This is a genomic window from Bradyrhizobium sp. MV1.5 (genome assembly GCF_055807615.1).
In genome coordinates this window covers 145,498-157,180 of the sequence record NZ_JBVVPL010000011.1, presented here as the reverse complement: position 1 = coordinate 157,180, position 11,683 = coordinate 145,498, and the positions used below count along the sequence as shown (strand labels likewise).

The window sequence follows — 11,683 nt, the reverse complement described above, 5'->3', positions numbered from 1 at the left end:
TACTAGGAATCTTCGCCAAACTACTCCCTGGGGTAATGGGTCCTGGCGTTCGCCAGGACGACAACTATTCCAAATTGGTATTGAACTCGTACGACTTCTCCGGTCCGACCAGCGTGAACTTCAGCGCAGCACCGTCGGCCTTGGCGCCCGGCGGCAGTCCGTCGAGTTCGAAAGAAAACCGCTTCACGCCCGGTGGGCTGGGCTCGACCGGTGCCGGGATGGGCAACGCCCAATCGGGCGTCGGGCCTTCCACGTAGAGATTGACGGTGCGCGCATCCGGCGCGACCACGTCGACGACGACATTCTTGGGCCCGTCACGCTTGACGTCGCGGATGGTGAGCGGGTTGGGATCGCCGATGGTGGCAGGCTTGGGCACGGTGTCGAGCGCTGCACGCAGATTGGCGTCCTCGGTCGAGGCGACGCTGTTGAAGCCAAGCTCGGCGCGGGCCTCGACCGGAATGCAAAGCTTTTCGCACACCGCATAATTGATCTCGGCGCGCAAGGTTACCGGCTTGTCGGCCGCCTTGGCGATGATGCGCAGGGGCAGCACGATCTGGTCGTGATAGCCGATCGAATGGCCGCCCGCGCCGTCGTCGAATTTCTGCGGGGCCGGCCACATCACCGTCACCGCTTCGACATTGTCAGATTTCGAGAAATCGAAGCGCGGCGGAACGCCGGAATCGCCCGGCATGCGCCAATAGGTTTTCCAGCCGGGCTGGATCTGGAAGGCGATACCGCCGAGCAGGACGGCGCCGCTGCGCGATCCCGCCAGCAACCGCACCGCGGAATGTCCGTCGCGCTGCCACGGCGATGCGTCGTCGGCATGGGCCGCAAGCGCCAGCGACGACGCGAGCAGGGTTGTCGCGACGCCAATCGCCGCACGCCGGGGAACTCTTGTCAGCATGGTACGTCTTTACAGGGTCGCCCCGCGGCAAACCATTGAATTGCTTGTGATGGATGCACTTGAATCAAGTCCCTGCAAGCCTTGATTTGACAGCCGGCCGGCCCGACATCAGGATAGGAATTGAAACCGGAGTGCTTCACCGATGGCTCCCACAGGCAAGAGGACGGGCGAAAGCACCCGCAAGTCAGCCCCCGCGCTCCCGAGTTCGGCGGGTTACCTCGACGGCCAGCTGTTGATCGCCATGCCCGTGATGGGCGACGAGCGCTTCGAGCGCTCGGTGATCTATCTCTGCGCCCACTCCGCCGAAGGCGCGATGGGCATCATCGTCAACCACCCGGCCGGCAGCATCGACTTCCCCGAGCTGTTGCAGCAGCTCGGCATCATCAACAAGGGCGAGCACATCAAGCTGCCGGAGAACGCCGAAAGCATGAAGGTGCTGCGCGGCGGTCCGGTCGATACCGGCCGCGGCTTCGTGCTGCATTCCAGCGATTTCTACATCGAGAACGCGACGCTCCGGATCGACGACGGCGTCTGCCTCACCGCGACGGTCGACATCCTGCGCGCGATCGCCAACGGCTCCGGCCCCAAGCACGCTATCCTCGCGCTCGGCTATGCCGGCTGGGCGCCGGGCCAGCTCGAGACCGAAATCCAGAGCAATGGCTGGCTGCATTGCGACGCGGATTCGGATCTGATCTTCGGCGACGACGTCGACGAAAAATACGGACGCGCACTGCGCAAGATCGGCATCGATCCCGGCATGCTCTCGAACGAGGCGGGCCACGCGTAGCCTTGTATGTCGTCCCGGCGAAGGCCGGGACCCATAACCACCGAACGAGGTTTGGCGATGATTCGGAGTTATCAGCTTTGTCCGATAACTTCGTCTCTGGAATATGGGTCCCGGCCTTCGCCGGGACGACAACAAGCTACTCCGCCGCCTGTTGCTGCACCGTCGGCTCCGTGCCCGCCACCGTCGCGCGGCGCATGTCACGGGGCTGCGACTGGTCGTAGCGGCGGACGCGGTGCATGGTCTGGCGGTTGTCCCACATCACGAGGTCGTGCAGCTTCCATTTGTGGACGTAGACGAACTCGCTTTGCGTCGCGTGCTCGTTGAGATCGCGCAGCAGCAACCTTCCCTCGGGGACGCTCATGCTGACGATCTTGCCGGCATGCGATGAGAGATAGAGCGACTTGCGGCGATGGATGGGATGGGTACGCACGAGCCGTTGCAGCACCGGCTTGAACATCGCCTTCTCGTCATCGGTGTATTCGGTGAAGCCGAGCGATCCCCGCGAATACATCAGAGAGTGCTCGCAGACGAGGTCCTCGATCTCCGCCTTGGTCTCGTCGTCGAGCGCGTCATAGGCCGCGCGCATGTCGGCGAATTCGGTATTGCCGCCCTTCGGGTTGAGCACGCGGGCCGACAGCAGCGAGAACTTCGCCGGGATGGGACGGAACGAGCTGTCGGAATGCCAGAGGCAGTTGCCGAGATTGAACAGATGCGCGCGGCTGTCCTTCGCCAGCGGCTTGCCGTCCTTGCCGAGATTGGAGACGTCGTTCAGGCCCGATTGGAGCCGGTAGTCCTTTTCCTTCGTGACAGTGCCGCCGCGCGCGTCCTCGCGCTGGCCGAAATTCAGCGCAAAAGCCATCTGCTGTTCGTCGGTGATGTCCTGGTCGTGGAACACCAGCACCGCATATTTGTCCATGGCGGCCTCGATCTCGCGCGCCTCGGCCTCGGTGAGAGGCTGTCGCAGATCGAGGCCGGAGACCTCGCCGACAAAATGTTTGTGAAGCTGCCGGATGGCGATCGTCATTGCGTTTTCTCCCGCGGCTGCGAGCGGTTGGTCCCGCTCTGTCGAAGAAAAAGTTACTCCCGTAACAGGCGATGTCAACGCTGGGCGCGCATGGCTGCCCGTAGCCCGGATGGAGCGAAGCGCAATCCGGGGGAGTCTTCCCGCGAGGTGAGAACCCCGGATTGCGCTGCGCTCCATCCGGGCTACCGCCCTTTCATGCCGCTCACGCGTTGCGCGCCATCAGGCCGCCATCGACAGCGATGACCGCGCCAGTGAGGAAGGACGCTGCCGGCAGGCACAGGCTCAGCGTCATGTGCGCGACTTCCTCGGGATCGCCGTAGCGGCCCAGCGCCGTGCGGCGTCTGGCGTAGATGGTCTTGTGCTCTTCCGAGATCCGGTCGGTGATGGCGGTGCGGACCGGCCCCGGGCAGATGCAATTGACGGTGATCCCTTCGCGGCCGAGCTCCACTGCGAGCGAACGGGTGAGGCTGGCGACGCCGCCCTTCGCCGCGGAATAGGGGCTGTGCAATGCGGTGGCGCCGAGCGCCTCGGTCGAGGCGATGTTGACGATGCGCGGACTGTTCGACTTGCGCAAGTGAGGCAGCGCGGCGCGGATGATGCGCGGATGCGCCGTCAGCATCACCGCGAGGCCCTTGGTCCAGGCGTCCTCATAGGCCTCGTCGTCGATCGCGACGCGCACGGAGATGCCGGCATTGTTGACGATGATGTCGAGCCCGCCGAAATGCGCGGCGACGTCGCCGACCACGCGCTTGATCTCATCGCCGTCGGCAACGTCGAGCTTCCAGGCTTTCGCGGCTCCGCCGCTTGCCGCGATCTCGTTCGCGACGGCCAGCGCGCCCTGCTGGTCATAATCGGTGACGGCGACGTTGGCGCCCTCAGCGGCGAACACGCGTGCCGTCGCGCGTCCCATGCCGCTGGCCGCGCCGGTGACGAGAACGGTCAGGCCCTTCACGGATCGGCTGAGCTGCTTGAAATCGGACATGCTGTTTCCTCGTGCCTTGCTTGTTCTTGTTGTGATTGACAAGGCTGGCATCGATCCGCAGACAGGTCAAACAAGCAAGACAATCGGGGAGGCCAGCGATGACGAACGAGCTCGATTTCTCAGGCAAGCAGGTGCTGGTCGTCGGCGGATCCAGCGGCATCGGCAACGGCATTGCGCAAGCCTTTCGTGTCAGGGGCGCGCAAGTTGCGGTCTGCGGCACGCGTGCCCACGCGAAGGAATATTCGCAAGAGGAGGGCTCGGATCTCACCGGTCTCTCCTACGCGCAGCTCGACGTCGGCAATGCCGGAGCGGTCGAAGCGTTCAAGCCGTCGTTCGATCGGCTCGATATTTTGGTGCTCGCGCAGGGTGCGGTGCTCTATCGCCGCGGCGAGTTCGAGATGGCAGGCTTTCGCAAGGTCGTCGAGGTCAATTTGATGAGCCTGATGGCCTGTGCCACGCGCTTTCATTCCATGCTGCGGGACGCGCGGGGATCGCTGATCATGGTGTCCTCGACCGCGGCCTATCATTCCACCATGGGCAATCCCGCTTACAACGCGTCGAAGACCGGCGCGGTCGGATTGACACGGACGCTGGGCGAGGCCTGGGCCGAAGATGGTATCCGCGTCAACGGCATCGCGCCCGGTCTTGTCGATACCAAGATGACCAAGGTCACGACCGACAATCCCAAGCGGCTCGAAGGTGCACTTTCACGCATTCCGCTGCGGCGATTGGGCACGCCGGCTGACATGGCGGGCGCGGCGCTGTTCCTGGCATCGCCGCTGTCGTCCTACATCATCGGCCAGACATTGGTCGTCGACGGCGGGCTTATTCTTTGAGTCCAATTTCAAGTCAGATGGAACTGTGCCGCTCCTGATCGGTTACTTGGGCTGACCCCCGAGGAGGAGCATCATGGATAAGGATCGGATTGTCGGATCGGCCAAGGAATTCGCCGGACGCGCGGAAGGTGCCATCGGAGACATGGCCAGCGATACACAGACACAGGCGTCGGGCAAGGCGCGTGAGGCCGCAGGCACCGTGCAAAATCTCTACGGCCAGGCCAAGGATGCCGTACGTGACGCCACGGACACCGCGGCCAGCTATGCCAAGGACGCCTACGACAAGCCGGCCGAAACCTTGCGCGACGGCTCGCAGGCGATTGCCCAGAAGGTGCAGGACAACCCGCTTGGCGCACTGCTGGTCGCCGGCGGCATCGGCTTTGCCCTCGCGCTGCTGATGGCGCGCCCCGCCCGCCGTCCGCCGCCGCGCTGGCGCTATTACGGCTAGTTGCTGTAACTCGATCTCTCGTGCCCCGGACGCAGTGCGGCGTGTAAACGCCGCATTGCTGAGCCGGGGCCGATTCATTTTGTGACTGTCGGACGTGCTGGGTCCCGGCTCTGCGCAGCAGCGTTTCACGCTGCAGCGTGTCCGGGACACGAGACCTCAGCTTAGAAAAATTATCGGAACACTTCCGCCGATCGCCCGACATTGCCAGGCGGACGCGGGATCGCCGGGTTGGGATTCGGATTGCGCGGCGCCGGTGCCAATTGACGCGGCGGGGGCGGCGGCGAGCCAAAGCCGAAGAAATCGCGCATCGATGGCGCGGCCTGTGCCGGTTGCTGCGGCGCCGGTGGCTTCTTCGGCGCAAGCTTTGGTGGGGCGATCGCTGCGGCCGCACCCGGCGTACCGCCATCGGGCGTCGTCGCGGCGACCGGCGTATCGCCCTTGGCCTGCTCGCGGCCGACTTCGCGGCGCGGCCAGGCATAATCGTCGGCACGGCCGGCGGGCGCAGCCAGTGGCTCGCCCTTCACCATCGTCTTCGCAGCGAGCGCATCGACGGCGGCAGGACGCGAGCCCGGTCCACCTAGCAATTGATCGGTTGAGATCGAGGCCGCAACCAGCGGGACGATCGGGCCGGCCAGCGGCCGCGGCGCGGGCTTGCCGGGTTCGGCACTGGTGTCGGGGGTCGCCGGCTCGCTCGGCAGCGCGATCGGGCCGGAGCGCCCGGCGAGCAGGCGGGTGATCTCGCGCTCGACATAGTGGGCGAGCTTGCGCGCGCCGGGTTTCGTGAAATAGACGCCGTCACCGCTGCGGAGCTGACGGATCTGGCCTTCGAAGTCCGGGCCCTTCTGCAGGAAACGGCCGGCCTCGTCGACAAAGCCATCCCAGACGTCGACATAGGTGATCCCGGCCTTGGCCGCGCCTTCGCGATAGAGCGAATCCAGGAACAGCATGTCCGCGGTGCCCTTGGGACCGCGGATCGCGGGCAGGCCGACCCAGAGCACCGGCACGCCCTTGGACTTGAGGACGTTGGCGAGCTCCTCGATCTTCTTGCCGTAGAGCTCGACCCAGCGCTCGTCGCGGAATTCGTAGAGGCCGTTCGGGTTGCGCGCAGTCTTCTCGGGCGCTGCGACCGCCGGTGCGTCGGCGTTGTCGGCATCATCCTGCGGCAGGTCGGCATCGGCCGGCTTGTCGTCAGGCTTCGCCGCGGTGTCGCCGGGCTTGGCATCGCCGGGCTTGGCCGGTGGTTTGCCGCGTGCGCCCTTGTCGTTCTTTTTGTCCTTGTCCGTCGCCTTGTCCGATTTCTCAGGTGCTGCCGCCTCGCGGATCGCAATGCGGTCGTTGAGGCCGAGCATCACCACGATCACGTCGGGCTTCTCGGTCTCGAGAATGCCCTTCGCAGCAGCGGTCCAGTCCGAGGGCTCACCCTTGGGCTGATACTTGATCAGGCCGGACGTGGTCTTGTGCTTGCGGATCACGCCCATGTCGGGCTGCTCGGTGTAGGCGTCCTCCAGGCCATAGGCGAGCCAGTCGGCCATGGCGTCGCCGATCACCAGCACGTTCCTGTCGGGAATGGTGTCGCGCTTGGCCGGCGCCGGCGCGCGCGAAAAGTCCTGACGCGGTGCTTGCGGCTGTTGCTGCTGGAACGGCGCGAAGAAGTCGCCGCCGAACCATCCGCCGCCTCCGCCTCCGCCGTTCCGCGGTGGCGGCGGAGCCGCGCGCTGCGGCGGGCCGCCGAAGCCGGGGAAGTTGAAGAACTGCGCCGAGGCGGGTCCCGCGACCGAGACCAGAATCGCAAGCGCCGTCCCCAGCGCGATCAGCGGGCCGGTCTCGGTCAGCACCTTGAACAGGGACTTCTTCGACATGCGATCTCGGCACGTGCAATGGGGATCGGGACAGGCTCGAATATAATAACGGAATCGGGCACCAAACGGGCAGATTCTCTTTTCGGATTCTCTTCAGATACTGGGATCCTTGGCCCATACACGGCGAACCGCCGCCCCGGTCAAGGCTGCCGGCCAAAATCCCTGTTCAGGGTTACTTTCAGCGCGATTTTACCGCCCGCGCAGCCTTTCCAGCGCGTCGGAGGAGGCAAATCCGTCCGCGGGGACCCCGATCGAGGCCTGGAAGCTGCGCAGGGCCTCCCGGGTCTGGCCGCCGAACTGGCCGTCCGGGGTGCCCTTGTAGAAGCCGCGCTGGGCCAGAAGCTGCTGCAGTTCCAGCCGCTCGGTGCGGGACAATTCCCGTTCCTGCCGCGGCCAGGGCTGCACGAAGGGCTGGCCGCCGCGGAGGCGATCGGCGAAATGGCCGATCGCCAGCGCATAGGCCTCGGCCGGGTTGTACTTCATGATCACCCGGAAATTCTGCAGCATCAGGAAGCCCGGCCCCTGGGCACCGGCCGGCGCCAGCAGATAGGCCTTCTCGGTTGGATGCGGGAAGGGTTGGTTGGCCGGACGCTTGAGCCCGAGCTTTTCCCATTGCGCCACCGTCATCGCCTTGGCGCGATCGGCCAGCATGTAGTTGAAGCCCTGGGGCACCACGACCTCGTAGCCCCAGGTCTGGCCGGCCTGCCAGCCGTCCTTCTTCAGATTGTTGGCGGTCGACGCGATCAGGTCGGAGGGATTGTCGACGACGTCACGCCGGCCGTCACCGTCGCCGTCCACGGCAAAGCGCTTGAACGCGGTCGGCATGAACTGGGTCGGACCGAAGGCGCCGGCCCAGGAGCCGCGCAATTGTTCGGGCCTGAGATCGCCGCGGTTGAGGATCTCCAGCGCCGAGAGGAATTCGTCCTTGAAGTAGGCCTGGCGGCGGCCGATGCAGGCGAGCGTCGCGGTCGATTGCAGCACGCTGCGGTCGCCCATCTGCGTCGAGTAATTGGACTCGATGCCCCAGATCGAGGCGATGATGTAGCGGTCGACGCCGGTGGCTTTTTCGGTGGCGTCGAACTGCGCCTTGTATTTGGCCAGGACCTCGCGGCCCTTGGCGAGGCGGTTGTCGTTCACGAGGATGTCGAGATAATCCCAGATCGACTTGGTGAACTCGGGCTGCGAGTCCATGAGGTCCATGATGCGCAGATCGGGCGCGAGGCCCGCCGTGAAGCGCTGGAAATTTTCCGGCGTGATACCGCGCCGTGCGGCATCGGGCCACATGCCTGCGACGCAATTGTTGAAGTTACCCGCGGCCTCGCGGATCGCGGCGGCTGTCATCAGCGGATGGCCGGAGGCGCCGTCCTCGCCGGTCCAGGGTTGAACTCCCGTTTGAGCGCCGCCGGGCCCGGGCGCTGCTTGCGAAGGCGCCGGGTTCGGGCCGGAGAAAATACCGCCGAACAGATTGGACAGACCGTTCTGAGCCTGTGCGCGGGCGGGAAGCGGGAACAGCAGGGCGGCCGCAATCATCGTCGCACCGATCACGGACCCGCCCCGTTTCGCCAGCTCTGCCATTGATTGCATCATGTCCTCACCCGTCTGGCCAAAATCCGCCCTCAGGAGGCCTGGTTACGGTTGCCAACAGCTTAACAAAGGTGAAATTTTGATGGTGGCCTTTTTCTTAACTCTGTGAGGATGAGGCCCCACATCCGCCTTTGTTGGCGGCTGCAAACAAGCTAGCAAGATGGCATTGCTCCCTTCACGTGTTCCTCAGGTATTCGATCAATCCCATGAAAATCCGCAAAGCCGTATTTCCCGTTGCCGGCCTCGGCACCCGCGTCCTGCCCGCCACCAAGGCGATGCCGAAGGAAATGCTGACGATCGTCGACAAGCCGCTGATCCAGTACGTCTATGACGAGGCGAGGGAAGCCGGCATCGAGCACTTCATCTTCGTCACCGGCCGCAACAAAAGTGTCATCGAAGATCATTTCGACCGGATGTTCGAGCTCGATGCGACGCTGGCCGCGCGCGGCAAGAAGACCGAGCAGGACGTTCTGGCGCAGAACCAGCCCGAAGCCGGCGCCGTCAGCTTCACCCGCCAGCAGGCGCCGCTCGGCCTCGGTCACGCGGTCTGGTGCGCGCGCGACATCGTCGGCAACGAACCGTTCGCGGTCGTGCTGCCCGACGAACTCGTGCTCAATTCGCCCGGCTGCCTGAAGCAGATGATCGACACCGCCAGCAAGCTCGGGGAAAAATCCAATGTCATCGCGGTCGAGCCGGTGCCCGATCATCTGACCCATCAATACGGCATCTGCGGCGTCGGCAAACGCACCGGCAAGATGTTCGAGGTCGACGGCATGGTCGAGAAGCCGGCCAAGGGCACCGCGCCCTCCAACCTCTCGATCACCGGCCGCTACATCCTGCAGCCGGAGATCTTCAAGATCCTGGAGACCCAGGAGCGCGGCGCCGGCGGCGAGATCCAGCTCACCGACGCCATGATCGGCCTCGCCAGATCGCAAAAATTCTACGGCGTCGAGTTCGAGGGCGAGCGCCACGATTGCGGCTCCAAGCCCGGCTTCCTCCGCGCCAACATCGCCTACGGCCTGAAGCGGCCGGAGCTGCGTGACGGGCTCATTGCGGAAATGAAGAAGTATTTGGGGCAGTAGTCTCTGTCGTCATTGCGAGGAGCGAAGCGACGAAGCAATCCAGGCTGCCTCCGCGGAGACAGTCTGGATTGCTTCGCTTCGCTCGCAATGACGGAAGGAACCCCTCACGCCACCAGCGACAGCTTCGGCAAGCTTGCGACCACCGACTGGTTGCGGCCGCCGGCTTTTGCGGCGTAGAGGGCCTTGTCGGCGGCGGCGACCAGGAGCGGCCAGTCCATTCCGGTGGTGGGAACGAGACTCGCGATGCCGCAGGACACCGTCGAGTTCGTGTGGTCGTCGGACCATCCCTGCACCTTGGCGCGGATCTTCTCGGCCACTGTGAGGGCGTCGGTGACCGAAGTACCCGGCAGCAGCACGGCGAATTCCTCGCCGCCATAGCGCGCGGCGCAGTCGCCGGCGCGGCTCACCGAATCGGAAATGCAGATGGCGATGCCGACCAGCACCTGGTCGCCGGCCTGATGGCCGAACGTGTCGTTGTAGGCCTTGAAGTGATCGGCATCGATCATCAAGAGCGCGATCGGCGTCTGCTGCCGCATCGCGCGGCGCCATTCGACGTCGATCACCTGGTCGAACTTGCGGCGGTTCTTCAGGCCGGTGAGCGCGTCGGTCGTCGCCATCTCCTCGAGCTTGCGCTCGGCCTCGGCGCGCCGGCCGATCTCGCGCGCGAGCACCAGCGTCGATGCCAGCATGAACAGGCTGAGCGCCAGGACCACGGCGCCGATGCGGTAGGCTTCCCTCTGCCAGAGCTCGAACACGGCGGCGAGCGGTTTGCCCGCCACCACGAATAGTGGGCTGGTCCCACTGCTGCGGACATAGAGCCGCGGCGTGCCGTCGATCGGCCCCTGTCCGGCGAATGCGCCGCCGACCTTCAGATTATCGGCCTTCCAGACCGGCCGGGCGGCCAGATTCGTGCCGATCACATCGAGATCAAACGGCCGCCGCATCATGACGGTACGGTCGCGCTTGAGTACGGTGATGGTGTCGTCGGGATCGAGGCTCAGCCGCTCGAACAATTCGTGGAAATAGCTGAAGCGGATCGATCCGGCGACGACGCCGAGGAAGCCGCCGTCGGTGTCGCTGATGCGCCGGCTCAGCACGATCGAATAGGCGCCGCGGAACAGCATCGGCCGGCTGATGAAGAGCCCGGCTTGCGGATTATCGCGATGGACCTTGAAGTAATCCTCGTCGATGCGGTTTTCGGCAACGGGATCGAGCGTGGAAGCGTCGATGGTCAGCCTGCCCTCGGCGTCGAACACCTGGATCGCGCCGAAATGCCTCGCCGTGGTCGCATGGTCGAACAGGATGAGCTGACGGATCGGCTTCGAGACCGTGGCGATCTCCGGCAGCAGCATGTTGCTGGCGACCGCCTTGAGGGCCAGGTCGTAGATCTCGATGTTGCGGCTGATGTCGGAGTCGATGGTCGTCGCCAGGTTTTCCAAGGTCTGGCGGGCGAGCGCCTCCTCGCCGTGGCGCATGTCCAGCATGACGTTGACGCAAATGGCGGAAAAGCCGATCACCGTCACCACGGACGAGATGATCAGCAGCTTCGCCGAAAGCCGCCATGGCCGGCGGGCCGTGACGTCGCGCCATCGAGACAACATCGTTTGCTCCCGACATTAGTGAATGCGCCCGAAAGCTTGAGCAGTGTTTAAGCCGGGACGGCGCTGCCGGAATGAGTTAAAAATTGGTTTCCGCGGCTGACGGTTTTGGGCAAAGCGGGACTTCGACCAGCGAAGAGGACAGCGGTGAACGACTACGACGCGTTGCGCGATTATCTGATGCGGCAGAAGCAGGCGGAATTCGTGCTGACCTATGAACAGATCGAAGAGATCATCGGCGCGGCCCTGCCGCGCGCGGCCAATCGTGCCTCATGGTGGGACACTCTGCGCAGCCCGGACATCCAGATGCCGCAGCGCGAAGCCTGCCTCGCCGCGGGCTTCGTGGCGATGCGGATGCCGGACGGCGAGAGCGTGCGGTTCACGAAGCGGAAGAGTGACCGGCGGCGTTGATATCGAGGAGAGGTGCGCTCTTCCTCTCTCCCCCTGTGGGAGAGGGTGGCTCGCCGCGCAGCGGCGAGACGGGTGAGGGGGGGGGGTGGGGACGGGAGCGGTTTAATTGGGTTTGGCAACCCCCCCACCCGCCCGGGGCGCCCCCAAAAACCCCCAAGGGGGGAGGGG

At 64.8% G+C, this 11,683-nt stretch carries 11 protein-coding genes; 5 read left to right on the top strand and 6 right to left on the bottom strand.

Going from position 1 to position 11,683, the window contains the following annotated elements; genetic code table 11:
* Positions 1-64: 64 nt before the first annotated feature.
* On the bottom strand, positions 65-904 hold the full coding sequence (locus tag AC0L2J_RS13735; RefSeq protein ID WP_473390599.1) for a protein-disulfide reductase DsbD domain-containing protein: 840 nt from the start codon (positions 902-904) through the stop codon (positions 65-67).
* A gap of 142 nt (positions 905-1,046) precedes the next feature.
* Here AC0L2J_RS13735 and AC0L2J_RS13730 point away from each other — a divergent pair, with 142 nt between their 5' ends.
* Positions 1,047-1,691 (top strand): YqgE/AlgH family protein, encoded by a 645-nt coding sequence (locus AC0L2J_RS13730; RefSeq protein ID WP_007605477.1) that lies wholly within the window; start codon positions 1,047-1,049, stop codon positions 1,689-1,691.
* A gap of 136 nt (positions 1,692-1,827) precedes the next feature.
* Here the strand turns inward: AC0L2J_RS13730 and AC0L2J_RS13725 are convergent, their stop codons facing one another.
* Both AC0L2J_RS13725 and AC0L2J_RS13720 read right to left on the bottom strand, forming a co-directional pair.
* The gene (locus AC0L2J_RS13725) at positions 1,828-2,715 is read right to left on the bottom strand and encodes a TauD/TfdA dioxygenase family protein (RefSeq protein ID WP_473390596.1); all 888 of its coding nucleotides are present in this window, start codon (positions 2,713-2,715) and stop codon (positions 1,828-1,830) included.
* A 202-nt stretch (positions 2,716-2,917) separates the two neighbouring features.
* Positions 2,918-3,697, bottom strand: coding sequence for an SDR family NAD(P)-dependent oxidoreductase (locus AC0L2J_RS13720; protein ID WP_473390592.1), 780 nt, complete (start codon positions 3,695-3,697; stop codon positions 2,918-2,920).
* A 98-nt stretch (positions 3,698-3,795) separates the two neighbouring features.
* On the opposite strand from AC0L2J_RS13720, the gene AC0L2J_RS13715 reads away from it, so the two are divergent.
* Positions 3,796-4,533, top strand: a complete 738-nt coding sequence (locus AC0L2J_RS13715; protein ID WP_063994703.1) for an SDR family NAD(P)-dependent oxidoreductase — start codon at positions 3,796-3,798, stop codon at positions 4,531-4,533.
* A gap of 73 nt (positions 4,534-4,606) precedes the next feature.
* The gene (locus AC0L2J_RS13710) at positions 4,607-4,981 is read left to right on the top strand and encodes a CsbD family protein (protein WP_063994704.1); all 375 of its coding nucleotides are present in this window, start codon (positions 4,607-4,609) and stop codon (positions 4,979-4,981) included.
* 170 nt (positions 4,982-5,151) lie between these two features.
* Here AC0L2J_RS13710 and AC0L2J_RS13705 read toward each other — a convergent pair whose 3' ends face one another.
* Both AC0L2J_RS13705 and AC0L2J_RS13700 read right to left on the bottom strand, forming a co-directional pair.
* On the bottom strand, positions 5,152-6,840 hold the full coding sequence (locus tag AC0L2J_RS13705; protein ID WP_007605484.1) for an SGNH/GDSL hydrolase family protein: 1,689 nt from the start codon (positions 6,838-6,840) through the stop codon (positions 5,152-5,154).
* Positions 6,841-7,029: 189 nt separating this feature from the next.
* Positions 7,030-8,424: a lytic murein transglycosylase gene (locus AC0L2J_RS13700; protein ID WP_007605486.1), complete on the bottom strand. Its 1,395-nt coding sequence runs from the start codon at positions 8,422-8,424 to the stop codon at positions 7,030-7,032.
* Positions 8,425-8,630: 206 nt separating this feature from the next.
* Between AC0L2J_RS13700 and AC0L2J_RS13695 the strand changes: the two genes are divergently transcribed.
* A complete protein-coding gene (locus AC0L2J_RS13695) occupies positions 8,631-9,506 on the top strand; it encodes a UTP--glucose-1-phosphate uridylyltransferase (RefSeq protein WP_007599884.1) in 876 nt (291 codons plus the stop codon).
* A gap of 104 nt (positions 9,507-9,610) precedes the next feature.
* Here AC0L2J_RS13695 and AC0L2J_RS13690 read toward each other — a convergent pair whose 3' ends face one another.
* Complete coding sequence (locus AC0L2J_RS13690; RefSeq protein WP_063994706.1) at positions 9,611-11,107, bottom strand: sensor domain-containing diguanylate cyclase; 1,497 nt, start codon at positions 11,105-11,107, stop codon at positions 9,611-9,613.
* 144 nt (positions 11,108-11,251) lie between these two features.
* On the opposite strand from AC0L2J_RS13690, the gene AC0L2J_RS13685 reads away from it, so the two are divergent.
* Complete coding sequence (locus tag AC0L2J_RS13685; RefSeq protein ID WP_007605493.1) at positions 11,252-11,515, top strand: DUF7662 domain-containing protein; 264 nt, start codon at positions 11,252-11,254, stop codon at positions 11,513-11,515.
* Positions 11,516-11,683 lie beyond the last annotated feature (168 nt).